The 23,611-nt window shown below is 66.0% G+C and carries 18 protein-coding genes; 3 read left to right on the top strand and 15 right to left on the bottom strand.

Annotated features, from left to right (window positions below; translation table 11 throughout):
* Positions 1-33: 33 nt before the first annotated feature.
* The 6 genes from QX039_RS20505 to QX039_RS20480 form a co-directional block, all read right to left on the bottom strand.
* Complete coding sequence (locus QX039_RS20505; protein WP_315771877.1) at positions 34-1,719, bottom strand: methyl-accepting chemotaxis protein; 1,686 nt, start codon at positions 1,717-1,719, stop codon at positions 34-36.
* A 117-nt stretch (positions 1,720-1,836) separates the two neighbouring features.
* A complete protein-coding gene (gene ftsH, locus QX039_RS20500; RefSeq protein ID WP_315733916.1) occupies positions 1,837-3,693 on the bottom strand; it encodes an ATP-dependent zinc metalloprotease FtsH in 1,857 nt (618 codons plus the stop codon).
* A gap of 134 nt (positions 3,694-3,827) precedes the next feature.
* On the bottom strand, positions 3,828-5,495 hold the full coding sequence (locus QX039_RS20495) for a mucoidy inhibitor MuiA family protein (protein ID WP_315735653.1): 1,668 nt from the start codon (positions 5,493-5,495) through the stop codon (positions 3,828-3,830).
* A 455-nt stretch (positions 5,496-5,950) separates the two neighbouring features.
* The gene (serA, locus tag QX039_RS20490) at positions 5,951-7,540 is read right to left on the bottom strand and encodes a phosphoglycerate dehydrogenase (RefSeq protein WP_315733917.1); all 1,590 of its coding nucleotides are present in this window, start codon (positions 7,538-7,540) and stop codon (positions 5,951-5,953) included.
* Positions 7,541-7,815: 275 nt separating this feature from the next.
* Positions 7,816-8,988: a phosphoserine transaminase gene (locus QX039_RS20485; protein ID WP_315733918.1), complete on the bottom strand. Its 1,173-nt coding sequence runs from the start codon at positions 8,986-8,988 to the stop codon at positions 7,816-7,818.
* Positions 8,989-9,132: 144 nt separating this feature from the next.
* Positions 9,133-9,423: a hypothetical protein gene (locus QX039_RS20480; RefSeq protein WP_315771875.1), complete on the bottom strand. Its 291-nt coding sequence runs from the start codon at positions 9,421-9,423 to the stop codon at positions 9,133-9,135.
* Between the two features lie 106 nt (positions 9,424-9,529).
* Between QX039_RS20480 and QX039_RS20475 the strand changes: the two genes are divergently transcribed.
* Complete coding sequence (locus tag QX039_RS20475) at positions 9,530-10,516, top strand: aldo/keto reductase (protein WP_315771874.1); 987 nt, start codon at positions 9,530-9,532, stop codon at positions 10,514-10,516.
* Positions 10,513-11,364, top strand: a complete 852-nt coding sequence (locus QX039_RS20470; RefSeq protein WP_315771873.1) for an amidohydrolase family protein — start codon at positions 10,513-10,515, stop codon at positions 11,362-11,364. The genes QX039_RS20475 and QX039_RS20470 overlap by 4 nt, the downstream gene beginning before the upstream one ends.
* Before the next feature lie 5 nt (positions 11,365-11,369).
* Here QX039_RS20470 and QX039_RS20465 read toward each other — a convergent pair whose 3' ends face one another.
* From QX039_RS20465 to glmM, 4 genes are all read right to left on the bottom strand, one after another.
* Positions 11,370-11,825 (bottom strand): GNAT family N-acetyltransferase, encoded by a 456-nt coding sequence (locus tag QX039_RS20465; RefSeq protein ID WP_315733922.1) that lies wholly within the window; start codon positions 11,823-11,825, stop codon positions 11,370-11,372.
* A gap of 28 nt (positions 11,826-11,853) precedes the next feature.
* Positions 11,854-12,681 carry an outer membrane protein gene (locus QX039_RS20460; RefSeq protein WP_315733923.1) on the bottom strand — a complete coding sequence of 276 codons (828 nt, stop codon included), beginning with the start codon at positions 12,679-12,681 and terminating at the stop codon, positions 11,854-11,856.
* Between the two features lie 189 nt (positions 12,682-12,870).
* A complete protein-coding gene (locus tag QX039_RS20455) occupies positions 12,871-13,716 on the bottom strand; it encodes an outer membrane protein (RefSeq protein WP_315771872.1) in 846 nt (281 codons plus the stop codon).
* Between the two features lie 597 nt (positions 13,717-14,313).
* On the bottom strand, positions 14,314-15,666 hold the full coding sequence (gene glmM, locus QX039_RS20450) for a phosphoglucosamine mutase (protein ID WP_315733925.1): 1,353 nt from the start codon (positions 15,664-15,666) through the stop codon (positions 14,314-14,316).
* A 402-nt stretch (positions 15,667-16,068) separates the two neighbouring features.
* On the opposite strand from glmM, the gene QX039_RS20445 reads away from it, so the two are divergent.
* Positions 16,069-17,205 (top strand): alpha-hydroxy acid oxidase, encoded by a 1,137-nt coding sequence (locus tag QX039_RS20445; RefSeq protein ID WP_315733926.1) that lies wholly within the window; start codon positions 16,069-16,071, stop codon positions 17,203-17,205.
* A gap of 281 nt (positions 17,206-17,486) precedes the next feature.
* Here QX039_RS20445 and QX039_RS20440 read toward each other — a convergent pair whose 3' ends face one another.
* The 5 genes from QX039_RS20440 to QX039_RS20420 form a co-directional block, all read right to left on the bottom strand.
* Positions 17,487-18,065 (bottom strand): hypothetical protein, encoded by a 579-nt coding sequence (locus tag QX039_RS20440; protein WP_315771906.1) that lies wholly within the window; start codon positions 18,063-18,065, stop codon positions 17,487-17,489.
* 143 nt (positions 18,066-18,208) lie between these two features.
* On the bottom strand, positions 18,209-19,051 hold the full coding sequence (locus QX039_RS20435; protein WP_315771871.1) for a shikimate dehydrogenase: 843 nt from the start codon (positions 19,049-19,051) through the stop codon (positions 18,209-18,211).
* Positions 19,052-19,177: 126 nt separating this feature from the next.
* A complete protein-coding gene (locus QX039_RS20430; protein ID WP_315733928.1) occupies positions 19,178-20,941 on the bottom strand; it encodes a SulP family inorganic anion transporter in 1,764 nt (587 codons plus the stop codon).
* A gap of 93 nt (positions 20,942-21,034) precedes the next feature.
* Complete coding sequence (locus QX039_RS20425; RefSeq protein WP_315733929.1) at positions 21,035-21,337, bottom strand: helix-turn-helix domain-containing protein; 303 nt, start codon at positions 21,335-21,337, stop codon at positions 21,035-21,037.
* A 205-nt stretch (positions 21,338-21,542) separates the two neighbouring features.
* A complete protein-coding gene (locus QX039_RS20420) occupies positions 21,543-23,591 on the bottom strand; it encodes an elongation factor G (protein WP_315771870.1) in 2,049 nt (682 codons plus the stop codon).
* Positions 23,592-23,611: the final 20 nt, after the last annotated feature.

Here is a 23,611-nt window from a genome sequence, read left to right as displayed (position 1 = left end):
AGAGCCCCGGATCAACGGCGCGCCCTGGCCTGATCAGGCCGTTCGCACCTTCGCCATGAAGCCATCGACGGCCTGCTGCAGCAGGCCCGACTGGCTGTCGAGCTCGCGCGCGCTCGACAGCACTTCGGAGGCAGCCATGCCGGTCGCTTCCGCCGCCTTGGTGACGCCGCCGATATGGGCGCTGATCTCGTTGGAGCCTGCGGCGACGGACTGGATGTTGCGGGCGATCTCGCGCGTCGCGTCGCCCTGCTGCGCGATCGAGGTCGAGATCGAATTGGTGATCTCGCTCATCTGCGCGATGGTCTGGGTGATGCCGCTGATGGCGGTGACCGCATCCTGGGTCGAGGTCTGCATCGCCGCGACCTGTGCCGAAATCTCCTCGGTCGCCTTCGCCGTCTGGTTGGCGAGCGCCTTCACCTCCGAGGCGACGACGGCAAAGCCCTTGCCGGACTCGCCGGCGCGCGCGGCTTCGATGGTGGCGTTCAGCGCCAGCAGGTTGGTCTGCGCCGCGATCGAATGGATCAGCTTGACGACCTCGCCGATCTTCTCGGCGCCGGTCGACAGGACCTGAACGGTCGCATTGGTGCGCTCCGCGTCGCCCACGGCTTTGCTCGCAATCTCGCTGGAGCGGGCGACCTGGCGCGAAATCTCATTGACCGAGCTCGACAGCTCTTCGGCCGCGGCCGCGACCGTGCCGACATTGTCATTGGCGCTCTGGGTGGCGGCGCTGACGGTCGAGGCGCGCGAGCTGGCATCGCTCGCGGTCGAGGTCATCGATTGCGCGGTGTGCTGCATGCCCTCGGCCGCCGACGCCACCGAGCGGACGATGCCGTTGACGCTGCGCTCGAAGTCGGCGGCGAGGTTCTGCATGGCCGCGGTCCGCTCGGCGGCCGCGCGCTGCTGGGTGGCGGCCTCGGCCTGCTCTAGCTCGCGCATCCGCAGCGCGTTGTCCTTGAAGATCTGGACGGTGGCGGCCATCCCGCCGATCTCGTCGCCGCGGCCGACACCGGGAATCTCGCCATCGAGCCGGCCATCGGCGATCTCGCGCATGCGGATGCCGAGACGATCGAGCGGCACGCTGATGCTGCGGCTGATCAGCCAGGCGATCCCGCCGGCGATGACCGCGATGCCCGCGCAGGCCATCCAGATCAGCCATTTCAGGGGCTTCATCTTCGCATCGAGATCGTCGACATAGACGCCGGTGCCCACGAACGTATTCCAGCCGGGAATCATCACCGCATAGGAGATCTTGCGGGTCGGCTGCTCCTGACCGGGACGCAGATATTCGTAGTGCAAGGTGACTTCGCCGTCCTTGGCAACGCCGTCGCGCAGCTCGACGACGAGCTTGCGGCCGTTGAGCTCGAAATCGATCACATTCGAGCCACGCTGCTTCGGATCCTGGGACAACACCACGTTGCCGTCCATCGTGTAGGCGAACAGATAACCCATGCCCTTGTCGAAGGTCATCGTTCTCGCGCGATTGACGAACTCGTCGAGCGCGGCCTCCTTCGTCAGCTTGCCGGCTTCGACCTCCTTGATGAGGCCCATGGCCATGTTACGCGCGGTCTCGACGATCGCCCGGCACTGTTCGATGCGGGCGTCGACCATCTCCTTTTGCATCAGAGTGCCGGCAAACGTACCGGCCGCAGCAAGGCCCAGCATCGCCACGCCGACGACGATGGCGAGCTTGGGGGCGATCTTCAGGTTATTCAGCAGCACGTAACGAACTCCGCCCGGTCCCCGATCGACGACCTCGATCTGTCAAGGTGAGCTGCTGGTCAACTGATCAGGCGATGGTTAGATTTCGGTTGCGAACACCCCCCGTAGAAACCCGGATCAGCTCGAGACAACGGCATCCCGGACCGGGACCGCAGCGGAGGCCGGCCGCAACGGCGCAAACTCCTCGGCGGTCAGCGTCTCCTTGGCGATCAGGAGCGTGACGCCGCGCTCGAGGTCCGGGCGATGGCTTTCGAGGATCGCGCGAGCGCGGGCGCCGCCGTCTGCGATCAGATCCCGCACGGCGAGATCGATCTCGCGGCCGGTCTCCTCCGCCGCCGACACGATCTGATCCTGTGGCTGCAGGAACGAGACCTGTGGACGCGGCGCGTATGTGCGCTGCCCGACGGTCGCATCCATCCCGTATTTGGTGACCATCTCGATCGCGATCTCGGTCGCACGCTGCAGATCGTCGGCGGCACCGGTCGAGACGTCGCCGTCGAAGATCAACTGCTCGGAAGCCCGTCCGCCCATCAGCACGGCGATGCGGTTCTTCAATTCGCTGACCGCGAGCAGGAAGCGATCTTCGGTCGGGCGCTGCATCGTGTAGCCGAGCGCGCCGACGCCGCGCGGAATGATCGAGACCTTCTGCACCGGATCGACGCCGACGAGATTGGCTGCGACCAGCGCGTGCCCCATCTCGTGATAGGCGACGCGGCGGCGCTCGGCGGGACTGAGCACGCGGCTCTTCTTCTCGATGCCGGCGACGATGCGCTCGATCGCCATCGTGAAATCGTCGAACGTCACCTCGTGGCCCTTGCGGCGCGTCGCCGCGATCGCAGCCTCGTTGATCAGGTTGGCGAGGTCGGCGCCGGTGAAGCCGGTCGTCAGGGCCGCGACCTTGTCGAGATCGACGCTGTCGGCGACCGTGATCTTGCGGACATGCACCTTGAGAATGGCAAGCCGCCCGCCCCTGTCGGGACGGTCGACCAGCACCTGCCGATCGAAGCGGCCAGCGCGCATGAGTGCGGGATCGAGGATCTCCGGCCGGTTGGTCGCGGCGAGCAGGATGACGCCGGAGCTTGGGTCGAAGCCGTCGAGCTCCGCCAGCAATTGATTGAGCGTCTGCTCCTTCTCGTCGTAGCCGCCAAACTGGCCGCCGCCGCTTCGGCTGCGCCCGAGGGCATCGAGCTCGTCGATGAAGATGATGCAGGGCGCGGCCTTGCGCGCCTGCTCGAACAGGTCGCGCACCCGCGCGGCGCCGACGCCGACGAACATCTCGACGAATTCGGATCCGGAGATGGAGAAGAACGCCACACCCGCTTCGCCCGCGACGGCGCGCGCGAGCAGCGTCTTGCCGGTGCCGGGCGGGCCGACCAGCAGGATGCCCTTGGGCACGTGTGCGCCGAGCCGGCCATAGCTCTTCGGATCCTTCAGGAACTGCACGACCTCCTGCAGCTCGAACTTGGCCTCGTCGACGCCAGCGACATCGGCGAAGGTCACCTTGGTGTCGGTCTCGACATAGACCTTGGCGCGCGACTTGCCGATCGACATCAGGCCGCCGAAGCCCTGGCGGTCCATCACCTTGCGGCCGAGGAACACCCAGATCAGATAGAACATCAGCGCCGGCACGACCCAGGACAGCAGCGCCTGAATCAGCCCGCCCGAGGGTACGCCGGTCACCGTCACGCCCTTCGCGGCAAGCTTCGCCGCCAACGGCGGATCGACACGCGTGGTGATGAACGAGGTCTTGCCGTCCGGCTGCTTGTCCTTGAACTTGCCCTGGATCGTATCCTGGCCAACCGCCACTTCGGTGATCTTGCCCTGCTCGATCAGCTGCTCGAACTGGCTATAGGGAATGGTTTCGACCGTGTTGTAGGTCGTCAGCAGCCATTGCAGCAGCAGCATGCCGACGCCGGCGAGGAAGATGTAGCCGACGGCGACGGCCTGCTTGCGGGTGTTCGGGTCGGATTCCATGGCGGCGCTCTCGGTCGAGTTCGATCACGGCCGGACAGGACGTGATCGAACGGGTTCCCACGCGCATAACAGGAGCGGGACCGGGCGGCTTGTCATGGATCAAACGGCGCCGGCCCGTGGCCTCACGCCCCGCTTCAACCCGACGGCTGCATCACGATCGACTTGTCCTTCGGCCAGCGCACCCGCCAGGCGAAGGCGATATCCTTGGCCTCGCCCGGTTTGGCGTCGATGACCCATTCGACGACGCCGCGGCGATCGCGCACGTTCGTCGACGTCGGCGGCGTGGTCGCGGACAGCATCTCGACCACGATCTCCTCGTTCTCGCTGACCGGCAGCTGATCCTGGATCGCGACCTTCAGCGGGAAGTCGTGAGCGTTGCGGACCGTCGTCTTGAAGGTGCGCTCGTCGATCTTCGCCGTCGTCACGATCAGGCCGGCCGAGCCTTCGTTGCGCTTGACCACACTGCGCTCGACCTTGACTTTGTCGTCGGCCCCGAAGCCGACATGAACGACCTCGTCCTTGCCGGCCGACGCCAGTCTGCTGGTGCCGACGAACATGCCGTCGCGATAGATCGAGACCTTGCCCGGCAGCAGCGGTGCCTCCTCGTTCTGCGGGAAGCTCGCTTCGAGGTAGGCGGTGGGATCGATGACGGGCGCCGAACGGATCGTCAGTTCGGGCGTGATCGTCGCGGTGGAAATACGCAGGCTCTTCGCGCCATCATTGGCACCGACGCTGACGCGTCCGGGGAGGTGAAAGACGGTCTGAAAGGCGCTGATCTCCGCAACCGTCTGCTGCTCGACGGCCTTGTCCGCGACATCTCCGAACGTCGTCCCTCCGCCAAAGCGAAACTCCTGTCGGCTCTCCATGAGTCCTCGCGCGGCGCTGACGGCGGCCGGCTTCGGCGCTGGCTGTGGCGGCGGCGGATATTGCGCGATGATCGTCCTGAGCTCGGGCGCGCTGCCGCCGCGTCCGGTCCGCACCGTCGAAACCGTCAGCGCGACCTCGGACCAGTCCTCCCCCGTGGCCTGCTGGATCTCGGCGCGTCGCACCAGTTCGAGAGCCGGTTTGCGGTCCTTCGCCGACGTGTCGAGACGCGCGTCGTAGAGCGGCACCCAGCGGGCATTGCGCACCGCGTAGGTCACGCGCAAGGTCGCCTTGGTCGCTGCTGCAGCCGACAATTCGATCCGCACCTCCAGCTTGCTCGGAGGCTTCGTCGTGAGATTGTCCTGCAGGCGCGCGATCTCGCGATCGATCTCGCGCTGCTTGCGCTCGGCATCACGGATCGCCGCGTCGGCCTGTCCAACCTCGTCGGCAACGGCGGCGAACGCGGCACGCCATTCTGTGATCGGACGCGCCTCGCCCTTCTCGCCGAGCCCGGCCGGTGACGCCTCGGCAAAACGCTCGGCAAATTTCTTCCGCGCCAGGGCCGCGGCGATCGTGCCATCGAGATTGGCGCGCTCGTCCTTCAGCGCTTCGATGCGCTTGTCGATGTCGGGCAGGTTGACCGGCGGCGCCGCACGCGGCGGCTTGGCGTCGACGGTGCCGATCACGAGCTTGGCGCCGGCCTCGCCTTCCACACGAAGCGAGGACGCATCGAGTCCGAGCGGGAAGTCCTTGGCAATCGCCGTCGTGTCGCCGGCGGGAAGGTCGAGCGAGATGACCCGGGTCACGGTCGCGCCGTCGGGATACACGGTGACAGCATCGACGGTGGACGTCGTGTCGAGGCTTGCCGCATGGCCCGGCGCCGCCGCCAGCGAGGCACCGAGAACGAGAGTTGTCGTAACCAGCCACGTCGTTCGCATTGCCATCGATCTCTCCGTATCCCAGCGCCCCTGAGAACCGGATGAGCCGGTCCCTTGCGGGGCGTTAGACGCCACGAGAGGTCCGCGGGTTCAAATCGTGCGACCGCAAAGCTTGCCGTTGAAATTCCGTCGAGCACAGACGAGCACAGAAAAGGGCAGCACGGCCACGGTGCCGTGCTGCCCCTTTCCGGTCGGTCAATTTGGCCCAGCGCGTGAAGAGTTGAGGTCTGGTTGCGAACCGCGAAGGATGTGCGCTCCCTCTCCCGCTTGCGGGGGAGGGCTGGGGTGGGGGTGTCTCCTCAATTGAGGCTGCCCGAGTGGAGGGAGCCCCCACCCGGCGCTTCGCGCCGACCTCCCCCGCTCTGGCGAAGCGAAGCTTCGCTTGACGGGAGAGGTGAACTGGGCCAGCGGCTAAGTCGATTCAACCAAGAAGCACCGCGCGCCCCAGCGCGTCATCAGAACGCCAGCGCCTTGGCCTGCTTGACCTGCGGCAATGCCTGGATCTTGCCGAGCAGCTCGGCCGGCACCGCACCGTCGACCTCGACCAGTGCGATCGCGTCGCTGCCCGGCGCCACGCGGCCGAGATGGAAGGTCGCGATGTTGATCTTGGCGTCGCCCAGGAGGCTTGCGAATTTGCCGATGAAGCCCGGCTTGTCCTCGTTGGTGACGTAGATCATCGACTTGCCGAACTCGGCGTCGACACGGATGCCCTTGATGTCGACGAGACGCGGCTTGCCGTCGGCGTAGACCGTACCCGACACCGCGCGCTCCTGGTGCTCGGTGGTGACCGCGACCGTGATCAGGCTCTCATAGTCGCTCTCGCCGGCGCGCAGCACCTCGTCGACGATCATGCCGCGCTCCTTGGCGATCACCGGCGCCGACACCACGTTGACCTCGCCCAGCATCGGCCGCAGCAGCCCGGCCAGCACCGCCGAGGTCAGCGCCCGGGTCTTCATCTCGGCGACGTGGCCTTCATAGGTGATCTGGATCTTGGTGATGCTGCTTTCGGTGAGCTGGCCCGCGAACGAGCCGAGCTTCTCGGCGAGCGCGATGAACGGCTTCAGCTTGGGCGCTTCTTCCGCGGTGATCGACGGGAAGTTGATCGCGTTCGAGATCGCGCCGGTGAGCAGGTAGTCCGACATCTGCTCTGCGATCTGCAGCGCGACATTCTCCTGCGCTTCCGTGGTCGAAGCGCCGAGATGCGGCGTGCAGATCACATTGGCATGACCGAACAGCGGATTGCTGGTCGCCGGCTCCTCGGCGAACACGTCGAGCGCCGCACCCGCGACATGCTTGCTGTCGAGGGCCTCGAGCAGCGCCTGTTCGTCGATCAGGCCGCCGCGCGCGCAATTGATGATGCGCACGCCCTGCTTCATCTTGGCGATCGCCGCGGCATCGATGATGTTGCGGGTCTTGTCGGTCAGCGGCGTGTGCAGCGTGATGAAGTCGGCGCGCTTCAGCAGCTCCTCGAGCTCGACCTTCTCGACGCCGAGATCGAGCGCGCGCTCCTCGGTGAGGAACGGATCGAAGCCGATCACCTTCATGCGCAGGCCCTGCGCACGGTCGCAGACGATCGAGCCGATATTGCCGCAGCCGATCACGCCCAGCGTCTTGCCGGTGATCTCGACGCCCATGAAGCGGTTCTTCTCCCACTTGCCGGCCTGGGTCGAGGCGTCGGCCTGCGGGATCTCGCGCGCCAGCGACAACATCATCGTGATCGCGTGCTCGGCGGTCGTGATCGAATTGCCGAACGGCGTGTTCATCACGATGATGCCCTTGGCGGTCGCCGCGGGGATCTCGACATTGTCGACGCCGATGCCGGCGCGGCCGATCACCTTGAGCCGCTTGGCGCGCTCGATGATCTTGGCCGTGGCCTTGGTCGCGGAGCGGATCGCAAGGCCGTCATAGTCGCCGATGATGTCGGCGAGCTTGTCCTTGTCCTTGCCGAGATTGGGCTGGAAGTCGACCTCGATGCCGCGATCCTTGAAGATCTGCACGGCAGCCGGCGACAGCGCATCGGAAATGAGAACTTTGGGTTTGGACATGACGATGTTCCTTCACGCCTCTCGCGAGAGAGGGACAGCGCATCGGCGCCGGAATGGGTGGAAGCAATCGAATCGTAGGGTGGGCAAAGCGCAGCGTGCCCACCGTCTTTCGCGTCGGTTGACGTTGATGGTGGGCACGGCGCTTCGCGCCTTTGCCCACCCTACGCGTCTTGAATTTCGTCATTGCGAGGAGCGGAGCGACGAAGCAATCCAGGCTTTCTTCGTGGCCCTGGATTGCTTCGCTGCGCTCGCAATGGCGGCACGACGAGCGTGGGTCAGGCCACCTTGGGCAGCGCGGCCTTGGCTTCGGCAAAAGCCCAGTCGATCCACTGCGTCAGCAGCGCGACGTCCTTGGCTTCCACCGTGGCGCCGCACCAGATGCGCAGGCCGGCCGGCGCATCGCGGTAGTGCGCGAAGTCGAAGCCGGCGTTCTCCTTCTCGACCAGCGACACCAGCTTCTTGGCGAACTCCGCCTGGGCATCGGCCGACAGCGATGTGATCGCGGGATCGACGACCTTGAGGCACACTGAGGTGTTAGAGCGGATGGCGGGATCCTTGGCGAGAAAATCGATCCACGGCGTCCGCGCCTTCCAGTCCGCCAGCACCTTGGTGTTGGCGTCGGCGCGGGCGATCAGCGCCTTGAGGCCGCCGATCGACTTGCCCCAGTTGAGCGCGTCCAGATAGTCCTCGACGCACAGCATCGAGGGCGTGTTGATGGTCTCGCCCTCGAAAATGCCGGCATTGAGCTTGCCGCCCTTGGTGAGGCGGAAAATCTTCGGCAGCGGCCAGGCCGGCTTGTAGGTCTCGAGACGCTCCACCGCGCGCGGCGAGAGGATGAGCATGCCATGCGCGGCCTCGCCGCCGAGCGCCTTCTGCCAGGAGAAGGTGACGACGTCGAGCTTCGGCCAGTCGAGCGGCTGCGCGAATGCGGCGGATGTCGCATCGCAGATCGTCAGGCCTTCGCGCGTCGCGCTGATCCAGTCGGCATTCGGCACGCGCACGCCGGAGGTGGTGCCGTTCCAGGTGAAAACGATGTCGCTCGCGGGATCGGCCTTCGACAGATCCGGAATCTCGCCATAGCCGGCGTGCAGCTTGGTGACGTCCTTGAGCTTGAGCTCCTTGACGATGTCGCTGACCCAGCCTTCGCCGAAGGATTCCCAGGCGATCGTGGTGACGGGCCGCGCACCGAGCAGCGACCATAGCGCCATCTCGACCGCGCCGGTGTCGGACGCGGGCACGATGCCGATCTTGTAGTCGGCCGGCACTTCGAGGACATCGCGCGTCAGCTCGATGGCCTGCTTGAGCTTGGCCTTGCCGATCTTCGCGCGATGCGAACGGCCCAGGGGAGCGTCCTTGAGATTTTCGGAGGTCCATCCGGGGCGCTTGGCGCAAGGGCCGGAGGAGAAATGCGGCACGGCAGGCCGCTGCGAGGGCTTCGCTGCAGTCATCGTCTATCCTTCCAGATAGTAAGCCTCCCGTTGGGGGGAGGTGTCCCGCCGGCGTGAATACGGGAAGGGTCGTTCCGCGTCAAGGAACTTCGCGCGCTCTTGTCGGCGTTCACGCAGTCGTGCTGGCATGCAAGCGAATGCAATTCATTCCGGTGCGGCACCGACCGGTGCCTGACCAGCCGGCGGACGATGCAGGAAGGTCATCGAGGCGTAGGCGCCGATCCAGGAGCCGACCGCCGCGAACGCGACGTAGATCCAGTTCTCGGTGTAGCTGATCACGGCGAAGGACGAGAGTATGTACCAGATCGAGCTCCAGGTCGCCGCTGACACTCGCCGCTTGGCAACGACCGCCGAAGTGAACATGACGTAAACCGCATCGGTCGCTGCAGTCGCTAGGACGACACCGAAGGCCGTGAGTGGATTGATCGCCGACATCGTCCTCTCCTCTTCGTTGTGCTGCACCAAGCGACGTCATTGTCTCGCCGAACGCATCCATGCACAATGACGCGATCTGTACGCGCCGAACAACAAGGACAGAACAATGGAACGCGTCCGTCTCGGGAGGAGCCCGCTCGACATCACCCGACTCGGCCTCGGCACGGCGCCGCTCGGCGGCCTGTTCGAGCCGGTCAGCGATGGCGATGCCGAAGCCACGATCGCTGCGGCGTGGGCGCGCGGGGTGCGCTTCTACGACACCGCGCCGCTCTACGGCTTCGGCCTCGCCGAGCAGAGGCTCGGTGCATTTCTGCGCCAGCAGCCGCGCGACAGCTACGTGATCTCGACCAAGGTCGGACGGCTGCTGCGGCCGGACCCGACGGCGTCGGGCGAAGATACGCACTATAAGGGCACGCCGCCGCTGCGGCCGCAGTTCGACTATTCCTACGACGGCGTGATGCGTTCGGTCGAGGAGAGCCTGGTTCGGCTCGGCCTGGATCGCGTCGACATCCTGCTCGTGCATGATCCCGACGACCACTATGACGAAGCCGTGGCTGGCGCCTTCCGTGCCCTGCAGCGGCTGCGCGACGACGGCAGCATCAAGGCGATCGGCGCCGGCATGAACCAGTCGGAGATGCTGGCGCGCTTCGCCGAGGCCGTTCCGGTCGACTGCTTCCTCCTGGCCGGCCGCTACACGCTGCTCGACCAGGGCGCGCTGACGGCGCTGTTTCCGATCTGCCGCGCGAAGAACATCGCCATCATTCTCGGCGGGATCTACAACAGCGGCATCCTGGCCAATCCTTACGGGCCGGCGAAGTTCAACTACGAAGATGCCGATGCCGCCTTGGTGGCCCGCGCGCGCCAGCTCGACGCCCTGTGCAAGCAACACGGCACCGAGCTCAAGGCCGCCGCGATCCAGTTCTGTCTCGCCCATCCCGCCGTCACCGTCGGCCTGCAGGGCGCGCGCAATGCGCAGGAGGCGGCCGACAACATCGCGTTGGCGCAGGCGCGAATCCCCGACACGTTCTGGCGCGACCTGCGCGCCAGCAATCTGATCGATGCGCGCGCACCGCTGCCGGGAGAGGCGTCATGAGCCGCGTCATCGATGCGCATCAGCATTTCTGGGATCCCGGCCGCGCCGACTATCCGTGGATGGCCGGCGACGCGCTGGCGCCGATCCGCCGTCCGTATGGTCCCGCCGACCTCGCCCCGCTGCTCGCCGAAAATGGCCTCGACGCCAGCATCCTGGTGCAGACCCGGTCGTCGCTCGACGAGACCGAGGAATTCCTGCGCGTCGCGCACGCGACGCCGTTCGTCGCCGGTGTCGTCGGCTGGGTCGACCTGAGCGATCCATCGGTAGGGTCGACGATCGACAGGCTGCGCGGCCTGCCCGGCGGCGACAGGCTGGTCGGCATCCGCCACCAGGTCCATGACGAGGCCGATCCGGCGTGGATCTATCGCGGCGATGTCAGGCGCGGCCTCGACATCGTGTTCGCGCACGACCTGACCTACGATCTGCTGGTGCGCACGCGCGAGCTGCCGGCGGCGATCGCGACCGTGCGCGCGTTTCCAAGAGCACGCTTCGTGCTGGACCACGCCGCCAAGCCGCCGATCGTAACCGGGTTCGATCAGGACTGGGCCGATCGCATCGCCGAGCTCGGGGCCTGCGGCAATGTCTGGTGCAAGGTGTCGGGGCTCGCCACGGAAGCCGTCTGGACCGACTGGGATGCCGAGCGGCTGTTTCCCTATGTCGCGCACGTCGCACGCTGCTTCGGCGCCGACAGGCTGATCTTCGGCTCGGACTGGCCGGTGTGTCTGCTCGCCGGCAGCTATGGCGAAATCAAGCAGGCGCTCCAGCACTGCCTGACCCGGCTGGGTGCCGAGGTCCGCAGCAAGGCCTTCGGCCCGAACGCCGTCGCAGCCTACCGCCTGCCGCTCTGATTGGATCAGAACCGCATCACCATGCCGAAATGGCTCTTGGCGAAGCCGAGCCGCTCATAGAAGCGCTGTGCGTCGGTGCGGCTCTGATGCGTCATGAGCTCGACCAGATTGCAGCGCCGGCTGCGGGCCTCGGCAATCGCCCATTGCAGCAGCTGCTCGCCGATGCCCCGGCTGCGCCGGTCGATTGCGACCCGAACGTCTTCGATCAGCGCGCGCGACGCACCTTGCGAGCTGAGCCCGGGCAGGATGCAGAGTTGCAGGCAGCCGACCACCCTGTCCGCCTCCACGGCGACGACCAGGGTGATATTCGCGTCCCGCACGATCGCCTCGAATGCGTCATAGTAGGACTGCGGCAACGGCTGCTCGACACGCTCCCGCGCCCGGCCGAGATGATCGTCGGCGAGCATGGCGACAATGGCGCCGACGTCGTCGCGTTGCGCAGGCCGGATCATGATGGACATGAGCTTTCAGGACAGGCTTGCAAACAGCTCAGAACTTGTAGCCGAGGCCCGCGCGCACCGTGTTGATGCTGGTGTCGACGGTCGAGGTGAAGCGGATGTATTCGTATTCGGCCCGCGCAAACAGGCCGCCGACGAGATTGACGTCGACGCCGAGACCGGCGCTGTAGCCATAGATCAGGTGATTGTGCTGAATGTTGTTGGCGCTGAGCGGCGCGAGCGGCGTGTAGGTCCCCAGGAAAGTGGTGCTGACGCGATCCTGAACCGTCACGGACTGGCCGAGATCTGCATTGCCGAGCGCAAGGCCGAAGAACCCATAAGGCAGGAAACAGCCCATTGCATAGCCGGCACGACCCCGGATCGTTGCCATGTCGGTGATCGATATCTGCGAGGACTGCGTCGAGGTCACGGCGTGAAAGTTGCCGTCAGACAGTGCGGCCGTGCTGACAAGCGTGCGGCTCGAAGAGGCCATGCCGCCATACTTGCCATGCAGATAGCTCGCCTCGACGCCGAGCACGACGTCGTCCCATTGACTGTTGTAGCCGACGAAGGCGCCGAAGCCAGATGCGCGCGAGGACTGCTTGCCGAGATTGGGGTTCCACGACGATACCTGCATCTGGCTCTCGATCAGCGTGTTGGCAAGCACCGCCGCCGTGATGTTCTTGGTCGAGCCGTTGAAATTTTCATCGGACGAGCCGTAGCCGCCCTGGACGCCGACGTAATAGCCGTCCCAGTTGACCCGCGAATTGTTCAGGCCCTCGGTCAGGCCGCCCCGCAGGATCGGAAGGTCGGACAAATCCGCGGCCTGCGCCGCGGAGATCATGCCGCACACCGAAACCGCCACCACCAGGCTACGCATCGCAACGCTCCAATCAACACTTGACTCTCTGTTCCGATCATCGCGCGTTAACCTTAATCATTCGTTGTCGCAGCGCTCTGCACGGAAATTCTTTCAGCGCGGAGGCGTTCGAACAGCGGGATCAGAAACGCCAAACGGCGCGGGAGGCCCGCGCCGCTTGATTGTTTACAGTGATGAGGACCGCTCGGCTCAGCCCTTGCGGATCAAGGGCGGCATCATCGGGGGCGGCGGAGGCTGGTCGAAATTCCAGCGTACGCCGAGCTTCAGGTCGTGCGAGGTGATGTCCTTGAACTTGAAGACGTTGCCGGTGGTGTTGCCGACATAGTCGGACAGGACGCCGGTCTGCCCTTGACCGAGATCGACGTAGCTGTAGGCCAGCTCCAACACCAGGTTCGGATTGACGTTGTAGGCGAGACCCGCATGGGCCGCCCAAGCGAAATTCCATTTCGAGGAGGTCGGCGCCGTCGCGAAGCTCGTGGTCGTGAACGGCAGGTTGTTGATGCCCGTGTCGGTGAAGTTCGAGACCGTCACCCGCGCACCGCCGACACCAGCGCCGATGAACGGCGTCACGCACCACCAGGTGCCGAGATCGACATAGGCGTTGGCGAGCACCAGCCATTCGGACTTGCTGCCGCTGTAATTGTCGATGCCGCTATAGGGCACGCCGCCCGCCGTTGCATTGAAGCGGTCGGTGGCCTTGAAGTTCGAATTACCGCGATACTGGCCGGTGACGTCGGCGCGGAACCAGCTGTTGAATCGATAGCCGACGCCGACGCCGTAGATGCCCGCGGTGTCGAACGCCGAGGTCTGGTTGAACGACGTCATCGGCGTGTAGGCGGACTCGCGCGAGTAATGAACGTCCTTGACCTTTTGATTGCTGAAACCGATGTCGCCGCGCAGATACCAGCCACCGAAATCGGCCGCCGGCGGCGGCGCGTAGACCGGAGGAGGCGCGATGGGCATGTCGGCCGCAAAGGCGAGAGTTGAAAACAGAGAGGCCGCTCCGGCGGCGATCAAAGACTTAACGCTACGCATTGGCTTCGTCCCTTTGGCCGGTGAGGCGATCGAGAATCCGGCCCCACATCACAACTGACGACCGTACAATCGCGCCAAATGCTTAAGCGGCGCTTAACCCTAATTATTAAGGTTGATATTTCCTGAGCGCACAAGAACCGTTAACGACCGCGCAACACCTCCTAACAATTCGTCATCTCCGTTTCGTCTTTGTAGTAAGCATCAACTAATTAGTTCAACTTAAAATTGTCGACGTCGCCCCTCTCCAGACGGAGCGATCGCATATGGCGATCTGCGTTTTGCGCCGTCTGCTCCCACATCGTCGTGGCCGGCCTGTCCCGGCCAGCCCCGTCCTTGTTGCGCTCGGAAGGAACGTCGTGGATGCCCGGGTCAAGCCCGGGCACGACGTAACAGATTGGCAGACTTGCCCGCCGCGATTGGCCGATTTCATCGATGCATCGCCCTGTCCTGGCCCCTGCCCGCTTTACGACGAGCCGCGGATCGCGCCGACAGACCCGAGCCCACCGCTCTCGCGCGCAGGACGACAAGCTGCCAACAAAACGGCCTGCCATCAGACGATGATGGCAGGCCGCAAAGGCCGAATATGACGGTTGATGACTACGCGGCGGCCGCAGCCGCGTTGCCGACCGCAGCAACGATCTCGTCGACGACCTCCTCGACCAGATCGCGGTCGTCACCCTCGCCCATCACGCGGATCACCGGCTCGGTTCCGGAGGAGCGCACGAGCAGTCGGCCATGGCCGTTGAGGCGCTTCTGTCCGGTGTCGATCGCCGACTTCACCTCGTCCGCGTCGAGTGGCTTGCCGCTGCGATAGCGGACGTTCTTGAGGATCTGCGGCAGCGGATCGAAGCGATGGCAGACCTCGGAGACCGGACGGCGCAGCCTCTGCACCGTCGCCAGCACCTGCAGCGCGGCGACGAAGCCGTCCCCCGTGGTCGCGTAGTCCGAGAGAATGATATGGCCCGACTGCTCGCCGCCGAGATTGTAGCCGTCGGCCAGCATGCGCTCGAGCACATAGCGGTCGCCGACCGGTGTGCGCACCAGCTCGAGCCCCTGCCCCTGCAGGAAGCGCTCGAGACCGAGATTGGACATCACGGTCGCGACGATGCCGGCGCGCGCCAGGCGGCCGTCTTCCTTCCAGCTCTGCGCGATGACCGCGAGCAGCTGATCGCCATCGACGATGTGGCCGCGCTCGTCGACCAGGATCACGCGATCCGCGTCGCCGTCGAGCGCAATGCCGATGTCGGCGCGCATCTCACGCACCTTGCGGCACAGTGCCTCCGGCGAGGTCGAGCCGCATTCCTTATTGATGTTGAAGCCGTCCGGCTCCACGCCGATCGAGATCACGTCGGCACCCAGCTCCCACAGCGCCTCGGGCACGACCTTGTAGGCCGCACCATTGGCGCAATCGACCACGACGCGCAGGCCGTCGAGCGAGAGGTCGCGCGGCAGGGTGCGCTTGGCGAATTCGATGTAGCGATCGTGCACGCCGTCGATGCGGCGGGCGCGGCCGAGGCTCGCGCTCTGCGCCAGCTTCTTGTCGAGCGACTCGTCCAGCAGCTGCTCGATCTGCTTCTCGACATCGTCTGACAGCTTGAAGCCCTGCGGCCCGAACAGCTTGATGCCGTTGTCCTCGAACAGATTGTGCGAGGCCGAGATCATGACGCCGAGATCGGCGCGCATCGACTTGGTGAGCATGGCGACCGCTGGCGTCGGCATCGGGCCGACCAGCAGCACGTCCATGCCGACCGAGGTGAAGCCGGCCACCATCGCGTATTCGATCATGTAGCCGGACAGGCGGGTATCCTTGCCGATCACCACCCGGTGGCGATGCTCGCCGCGCTGAAACAGAAGACCTGCGGCCTGCCCGACCTTGAGCGCGAGTTCCGGCGTGATCAGGCCGTTGGCGCGGCCACGAATCCCATCGGTCCCGAAATAGTTACGGCTCATATGACCCCCAGCAACGGCTTCTGGATTTCGTTACCGGCGGGGGCGAATCACATGGCAAGCCCCTCCGGTCAGCCCGCGGGTTATAGTCGCCTTAAAGCTAAGATGGCTTCAAAAAATGTGATCAATCATTACCACGAAACCGCCACGGCCGCCGCAAGTCATTGTTAAGGCTAATTTTTCACTCGACCTGACGGCTCCGGAGGGCCCCCCCTCGGAGCGCCCCCGCAGCAGGAATGTGCTCGCTCCGGCGGCCACTGACGTCCTGTTGCGGAACGCTCGCAGTTTGCGTGTCTTGCCCGGACGCCGTGGCGGTTCCCAAGTTGGATTTGGCAGGCGCCGCAAAGATGCTAGATGACTGCCGAGCCCAAGAAACGAGACGTCGGTGGGGAGTCGAAGAGCGCGATGAAACACGTCACCTGCATTGAAGACCTGCGCCTGCTGCACAAGCGCCGCGTGCCCAAAGCCTTCTTCGACTACGCCGATCGCGGCTCCTATGCCGAGGAGACGCTGCGGGCCAACCGCGACGATCTGCAGAAGATCAAATTCCGCCAGCGCATTCTGGTCGACGTGTCCAAGCGCGATCTGTCGACGACGATCCTTGGCGAGCCGTCATCGATGCCGCTGATCCTGGCGCCGGTCGGCCTTCTGGGCATGCAGCACGGCGACGGCGAGATTCACGCCTGCCGCGCCGCCCAGGCCGCCGGCATCCCCTTCACGCAGAGCACGATGTCGATCTGCTCGATCGAGGACATCGCGGGCAGCGTCGAGAAGCCGTTCTGGTTCCAGCTCTACGTCATGAAGGATCGCGGCTTCATCAAGGCCCTGGTCGAGCGCGCGATCGCCGCGAAGTGCAGCGCGCTATGCCTGACCGTCGACCTGCAGGTGATCGGCCAGCGCCACCAGGACATCAAGAACGGCATGAGCGTGCCGCCGGAATGGACGCTGTCGAAGCTGTTCGACTTCGCCACCAAGCCGGCCTGGGTGCAGGGCGTGCTGCAGGGCAAGCGCCGCACCTTCGGCAACATCGCCGGCCACGTGAAGAACACCGAGGATCTCACCAAGCTCTCGGCCTGGACCGCGGCGCAGTTCGACACTTCGCTGAACTGGAAGGACGTCGACTGGATCCGCTCGATCTGGCCGGGCAAGCTGATCATCAAGGGCATCCACGACATCGAGGACGCGAAGCTCGCGGCCGCGACCGGCGCGCAGGCGCTTGTCGTCTCCAACCATGGCGGCCGCCAGCTCGACGGCGCACCGTCCTCGATCCACGTGCTACCCGGCATTGCGGAAGCGGTCGGCGACAAGATCGAGATCATGTTCGACGGCGGCATCCGCTCGGGCCAGGACGTGATGCGCGCGCTCGCGCTCGGCGCCAAGTCGTGCATGCTCGGCCGCGCCTATGCCTACGGCCTCGGCGCCGGCGGCCAGGCCGGCGTCGCCAAGGCGATCGACATCATCCGCAACGAGCTGCTGACGACGATGGGCCTGTGCGGCATCAACACGGTGGCCGAGATCGACCGGAAGGTGCTGGCGGATTGATCGACACTTAACCGGTTGGGGCAAAGCATGACGCTGGTCTCACACCGTGATGATCCGAAGCGCTTGCCAAGCAAAAGCTGTCGTCCCTGCGAACGCAGGGACCCATAGCCACCGCTGTCAGTTATTTCGGGCGGTCGCGCCACTGCATGGTGCGTTTGGGCATCTGCTCAGACTAAGACACCCTGGCGTGCCCCGACACTCCATCCTGGGGTTATGGGTCCCTGCGTTCGCAGGGACGACACCTTTTGTCAGGATGCGGCATACGCTCCAGATGAGCTGGGTCACATCGGCGGCGTCAGCCCATCGCGGCCGACGCTGACGCGGCTGGTCTCGAGCGAGCCATCGGGTAACTGCTTGACGGTGGCCATCACCTTCGCGCCGGCCGTCAGCTCGGACTTGTCGCCGGGCACGAAGGTGACGATCGGCGTGTCCGGCGCGATGTCGACCCGCTTCTCGCCGCCCTTGTATTTGACGAGCAGCGAGTGACCGTCGGTCGAGACCGAGCTTTCGGATACGGTGGCGTTGGTCATGCTCGAATTCGGCTTCAGGTCCCACGACCGCGAGCCTTCGCCCGTGCCGCGCATGTCCTCGGGAAAGATGTGGATCTCGACCGCCTTCGGCGCGCCGTCCGGGCCGGGCACCGTGGTGGCGCCGATGAACGAGCCCAGCTTGATGTCGGAAAGCTGCGCCTTGACGACACCCGAAACGCGCAGATCACCGGCCATGCGCAGCTTGAAGATCTCGCCGCTGCGGGCTTTCACCGTCATCATGTCGGCGTCGACGCTTTCGATGGCGCCGCGCACGCGCGTCGGCACCGGCACCTGCTGGGCAATGGCGAGCGCGGATACAGCCGCAACCATGGCGAGTGAAGCGACGGAACGGATCAGGACGAGACGAGCGGACATGCAGGGCTCCGAGGGCGAGAGAAGATCATCCGCGTCCAATGCGGGGCTACGCGGACGCTCGATCAATGAGACGCCGACCATCTGCGCTTATTCCGCGTTCAAGCCCTTGTGAGATCGGCCTCGACCAGCGCGCGCAACTCGGGCGTGACCTGCGGACGGCGGCCGAACCACAATTCGAAGCCACGCACGGCCTGGTGCAGCAGCATGCCGAGCCCATCGGCAGTGCGCAGCCCCCTCGCCCGCGCCGCCGCGAGCAACTGCGTCTCCAGCGGCACGTAGACGATGTCGGCGACGACAGCCTGCTGCGGCAACAGCTCGACGTCGAGCTCGAGCGGCGGCTGGCCGTGCATGCCGAGCGAGGTGGTGTTCACGAACAGGCCCGCGCGCGGCAGCAGCGCGCCGACGCGGTCCCAGCCTTCGGCAACGACATGGCTGCCGAACTGATCAGCCAGGGCTTGTGCGCGCGCCGCGGTGCGATTGATGACGTGGACGCGGCCGATGCCGCGCTCGAGCAGGCCGAACACGACGGCCCGCGCCGAGCCGCCGGAGCCAAGCACCAGCGCCTCGTCGGTGCGGTCCCAGCCTGGGGCGGCGGCATCCAGATTGCCGATGAAGCCTTCGACGTCGGTGTTGGTGGCCCGCAGGATGCGGTCCTCGTACCAGAGCGTGTTGGCCGCGCCGACGGCGCGGGCACGCGCGTCCGGCTCGCTCAGCTCCAGCACGCGCTCCTTGTGCGGGATCGTGACGTTGGCGCCGACGAAGCCGCGACGGTCGAGATGCATGACGAAGTCCGCCAGCTCTTCCGGCGGCACCGCCTCGATGGTGTAGCCGCCGGCAATGCCAAGCTCGTGCAGCCAATGATGATGGATCAAAGGCGAGCGCGAATGCGCGGCAGGCCAGCCGATCAGGCACGCAGCGCGGGGTTTGGCGGCGAGGGTCATGGCCGTGACATCGGACAAGCCCCGGCTGGAGTCAATGCTGGGGCTCGGCAGTCGCCCCCCGGGAAAGCGCCGCAGCGGCCGAGAGGCGCCATGGCCCCAACGGCGACGCGGCGTTAAGGTCGCGTGTCAGCTCGCGGCGAGCCCATCGGCGACGTCCGCCGGCGCCGTCTCCTTGCCCTTGATGTCGGCCACGGCGCGCTCGATTGTCTCGCGATAGCGCACCAGCGGCGGCCGCACGCCGTGGGTCAGCAGCGCCCGGCGCACGGTCGGCGACGCGCCCGTGATGAACAGGCGGATGCCCTGGCGCCTGGCCTTGGCGGCGACGCGGCTCATGGCGTTGGCGGCCGTCGAATCCAGGAACGGCACGGCGGCGAAGTCGACCACGAAGGCTTTGCGGCGGTCGGCGATCGAGTCGAGCACGGTGCCAACGGTCGAGGCGGCGCCGAAGAAGAACGCCCCGGTGATGCGATAGACCAGCACGTCCTTGTCGGTGCTGAGCTTGGGATTGTAGGGCACCCGCGCGCCGTCCTCGAAATCCGCACGGTCCTGCGCGACCAGCGGCGTGCTGTCCTCGACGCCGGTCATCTGCGCCATGCGGTTGATGAACAGCACGGCGCCGAGCGCAAAGCCGACCAGGATGCCCTCGGTGAGATCGCGGAAGACCGTCAGCCCGAAGGTCGCGAGCAACACCGTGGCATCGCCCCAGGAGGATCGGATCAGGGTGGCGAACTCGTGCTTCTCGGCCATGTTCCAGGCCACCACCACCAGCACCGCGGCGAGCGCCGACAGCGGGATGTAGCTCGCGAGCGGAGCCGCGATCAGCATGAACACCAGCAGGAACAGCGAATGCAGCATGCCCGACACCGGCCCGCGTGCGCCGGCGCGAACGTTGGTGGCGGTGCGCGCGATGGTGCCGGTGACGCAGATGCCGCCGAACAGCGCCGAGCCGACATTGGCAAAGCCCTGCGCCACCAGCTCGCAGTTCGAGCGATGGCGACGGCCGGTCATGCCGTCGGCGACGACGGCCGACAGCAGCGATTCGATGGCGCCGAGCAGTGCGAAGGCGATCGCGTCGGGGAACACCGCCTGGACCTTGGCGAGCGAGAACGCCGGCAACGCCGGCGCCGGCAGCTCGCGCGGGATACCGCCGAATTTCGTCCCAATGGTCTCGACCGGAAGCTGCAGCGCGAAGGTGATGATGGCCGCGACCACGACCGCGATCAGGATGCCGGGCCAGGTCGGCCGCAGATGCTTGAGGCCGATGATGATCGCGATCGACAGCGCGGCCGTCACGACCGCAGACATGCTCGCGGTCGGCGCGCCATGCGCGAGCGCCGTGAGCTTCGGAAGCAGCTCGCCCGGCTCCTTGCCCGCAAGCGTGATACCGAACAGATCCTTCAGCTGGCTGGCAAAGATGATGACGGCGATGCCCGCGGTGAAGCCGACCGTGACCGGATAGGGAATGAACTTGATGTAGGTGCCGAGCCGCAAATATCCTGCGATCACCAGGATCACGCCGGACATCATCGTCGCGATCAGCAGGCCATCGAGACCCTGGCGATCGACCGTCGCAGCGACCAGCACGATGAAGGCACCCGCGGGACCGCCGATCTGAAAGCGGCTGCCGCCGAGCAGCGAGACCAGGAAGCCGCCGATCACGGCGGTGTAGAGACCACGCCCCGGCGAGACACCGGAGGCGATCGCGATCGCCATCGACAGCGGCAGCGCCACGATCGCCACGGTCAGGCCCGCCAGCGCGTCGGCGCGAAAGTCGCTGAGGCCGTAGCCCTCGCGCAAGACCGTCAGGAGTTTGGGGGAATAAAGCTCGGCGAAGGTCGGCTCATGATGTCCGACCCGCCCGTGCGAACGGTGTTCGTTTGCGATGCTCATGCCCATCACGCTCCCGTCGCCTCATCGGGCCGCGGCGCAGCCGACGATGCGTCCCACACGAAGCGCCCAGGGGCCCCGTGCCGCGCGATGAGCCTAGCTCGCGTCATCGCGCACAATGTCAGTTTGACGGCCCATGCGGCGGGGCGGCCCCGGTTCCTTCAGGCGAACACCACGCCCGCCATTCTCGCTGCGGGAATGCTCACCGATCAGATCCACGCCCGCACGATTGAGCGCATCGACGACCTTGGTCAGCGAGTCCACCACGCCGCGGACGTTGCCCGTGGAGGCTTCCATCCGCTGGATCGTCGGCAGCGACACGCCGGCCAGCTCGGCCAAGGTTCTCTGATCTATCCCGAGCAGCGCACGGGCTGCTCGCATCTGGAACGACGTGATCACGATGGCCTCACGTAGCAGACACCATAAATGATGTCTGAGACAAAGACAATGATGTAAAATACATCATAAATTGCTTTCGGAGGCAAGCTGGAACCCAGCCCTCGTCCTCTGTTCCCTGCGCGCCCGAGCAAGGTCCCGACGCGATCCGGCCCGCCATCCCGAGAGAGGATGACGGGCCGGTGCTGCTCGGCGCGGAGCGTTCGGCTCAGGCGGCGTCGCGGTGGGAGGCGATGATGTGGTCGGCGGCGCGGCCCGTCACCTCGGCCATGTGGTCGAACTGGCGGGTGAAGCTGCCGGCGCCGGCCGTGGCCGAGCGCAATTCGACGATCAGCTCGCCGATCTCGGCCTCCGGCATCATCGCGCGGACGCAATCCCAGCCCGGCCAGCCGTCGCGGGTGTCGAACGACAGGATCTGGCCGCGCCGCGCCGACAGGATCGCGTTGATCCTGGCGGTCGCTTCCGTGGGGCAGACGATCTCAACGGTGTGAATCGGCTCCAGCAGCACCGGCTGGCATTGCGGCAGCCCCTCGCCGACGCCGACCCGCGCCGCGGTGCGGAACGCGAGGTCGGACGAATCCACGCTGTGATAGGAGCCGTCGGTCAGCGTGACCTCGACGTCGATCACGGGGAAGCCCAGGGGGCCGCGGGCCATTGCGTCGACAACGCCCTCCTCCACCGCCGGGATGTAGTTGCGCGGCACCGCGCCGCCGACCACCTTCTCGGCAAAGCGGAAGCCTTCGCCGCGCGGCAGCGGCCTGATGTCGAGCACGACGTCGCCGAACTGGCCGTGACCGCCGGACTGCTTCTTGTGGCGGCCGCGCTGCGTGATCGGCTTGCGGATGGTCTCCTGATAGCCGATCGCAGGCTGATGCGATTTCACGTTGACGCCGAAACGGTCGCGCAACCGCTCCAGCGCGACGCGCAGATGCATCTCGCCCTGCCCCCACAGCACCGTGTCGTGGGTGCGCGGGTTCTGTACCATCGTCAGCGATGGATCCTCCTCGTGGAGCCGCTGCAAGGCCTGGCCGAGCTTGACGTCGTCCTTGCGGTCCACGGCGGCGATCGAGAGCGCCAGCACGGGTGGACACGCCTCGACCTTTGCCAGCGGCAGCGGCGCCGTCTTGCCGGTCGCAACCGTATCTCCGGTCTTGACCGCATCGAGTTTGCCGAGCGCGACCGTGTCGCCGGCTTCGGCGCCCGCGCGCTTGCTGTCATAGGCGCCGGTCGCAGCCAGGATGCCGGACACGCGCGCCGCCTCGCCCGAAGCGGCATGCAGCGTCGCGCCGTCGTCGAGATGGCCCGACAGCAGGCGCGTCAATGACAGCTTGCCGCCATGCTGCAGGTGCAACGTCTTGAAGACGTAGCCGAGCGCCTCCTTCGCGTCCTTCACGCCCAGCCGCTGCGCGGTCTCGGCGATTCCGGGCGCCTCGTGGCGCAGCGCCTTCATCAGCCTCAGCACGCCGTTCTCGCGCAGCGCCGAGCCGAGCAGCACCGGGCAGATCAGCCCCTCGCGCAATTCGCGCGCGAGATCGTCGAACACGGCGTCGCGCGGCGGCGGGATGTCCTCCAGCAGTTGCTCCATGAGCGCGTCATCGTGATCGGCGAGCTTCTCCAGCATCGAGAAGCGCGCCTCCTTCTCGCGGTCGAGATCGCCGCCTTCGAGCCCAACGACTTCCGACGCCTTGTGCTCGCGATAGATGAAGGCGCGCTCCAGCGCGAGGTCGACGAAGCCCTCGATCAGCTCGCCGTTCCAGATCGGAATCTGGCGCAGCACCAGCGGCACGCGCGAGGCCGGCTGCAATGTGGCAAGCGTCTCCCTGATGCGCGCATTGGCGCGGTCGATCTTGTTGAGGAACAGGAAGCGCGGGATGCGCAGCTCCTCGAGCTCGCGCAGGATGATCTGCAATTGCGGCAGCTTCTTCTCGTCGGCCTCGCAGACCACGATGGCGGCATCGACCGCCGGCAGCGCCGCGCGCATGTCGTGGATGAATTCGATCGAGCCGGGACAATCGAGGAAGGTGTAGCTGTCGCCCATGAAGGTCGTAGTCGCCGCCGTCATGGCGACGCTCATCTTGTGCTGACGCGCCTCCGGGCTGGCATCGCCGACGGATGTGCCGGCGTCGACGCTGCCCGCGCGCGGGATCACGCCCGTCCGCGCCAGAATCGCCTCCAACAGAGTGGTTTTACCGCTTTGGAAAGGGCCCACCAGCGCAATGCACCGTGGACCGCGGGGACTTCTCAGGTCTTGTCCCATTCGCCGCCTCCTCGTTGTGG

Source organism: Bradyrhizobium sp. SZCCHNR1043 (assembly GCF_032489675.1).
In the GTDB taxonomy this organism is placed as follows: Bacteria; Pseudomonadota; Alphaproteobacteria; order Rhizobiales; family Xanthobacteraceae; genus Bradyrhizobium.
This window is presented reverse-complemented; position numbering and strand designations above follow the sequence as displayed.

Coding starts and splice junctions, on each gene's coding strand:
- QX039_RS20435 (WP_315771871.1), bottom strand. CDS start 19,051: ATGACCCTCGCCGCCAAACCCCGCGCTGCGTGCCTGATCGGCTGGCCT.
- QX039_RS20445 (WP_315733926.1), top strand. CDS start 16,069: ATGAAACACGTCACCTGCATTGAAGACCTGCGCCTGCTGCACAAGCGC.
- QX039_RS20440 (WP_315771906.1), bottom strand. CDS start 18,065: ATGGTTGCGGCTGTATCCGCGCTCGCCATTGCCCAGCAGGTGCCGGTG.
- QX039_RS20420 (WP_315771870.1), bottom strand. CDS start 23,591: ATGGGACAAGACCTGAGAAGTCCCCGCGGTCCACGGTGCATTGCGCTG.
- ftsH (WP_315733916.1), bottom strand. CDS start 3,693: ATGGAATCCGACCCGAACACCCGCAAGCAGGCCGTCGCCGTCGGCTAC.
- QX039_RS20460 (WP_315733923.1), bottom strand. CDS start 12,681: ATGCGTAGCCTGGTGGTGGCGGTTTCGGTGTGCGGCATGATCTCCGCG.
- serA (WP_315733917.1), bottom strand. CDS start 7,540: ATGTCCAAACCCAAAGTTCTCATTTCCGATGCGCTGTCGCCGGCTGCC.
- QX039_RS20495 (WP_315735653.1), bottom strand. CDS start 5,495: ATGCGAACGACGTGGCTGGTTACGACAACTCTCGTTCTCGGTGCCTCG.
- QX039_RS20465 (WP_315733922.1), bottom strand. CDS start 11,825: ATGTCCATCATGATCCGGCCTGCGCAACGCGACGACGTCGGCGCCATT.
- QX039_RS20485 (WP_315733918.1), bottom strand. CDS start 8,988: ATGACTGCAGCGAAGCCCTCGCAGCGGCCTGCCGTGCCGCATTTCTCC.
- QX039_RS20475 (WP_315771874.1), top strand. CDS start 9,530: ATGGAACGCGTCCGTCTCGGGAGGAGCCCGCTCGACATCACCCGACTC.
- QX039_RS20480 (WP_315771875.1), bottom strand. CDS start 9,423: ATGTCGGCGATCAATCCACTCACGGCCTTCGGTGTCGTCCTAGCGACT.
- QX039_RS20470 (WP_315771873.1), top strand. CDS start 10,513: ATGAGCCGCGTCATCGATGCGCATCAGCATTTCTGGGATCCCGGCCGC.
- QX039_RS20455 (WP_315771872.1), bottom strand. CDS start 13,716: ATGCGTAGCGTTAAGTCTTTGATCGCCGCCGGAGCGGCCTCTCTGTTT.
- glmM (WP_315733925.1), bottom strand. CDS start 15,666: ATGAGCCGTAACTATTTCGGGACCGATGGGATTCGTGGCCGCGCCAAC.
- QX039_RS20430 (WP_315733928.1), bottom strand. CDS start 20,941: ATGAGCATCGCAAACGAACACCGTTCGCACGGGCGGGTCGGACATCAT.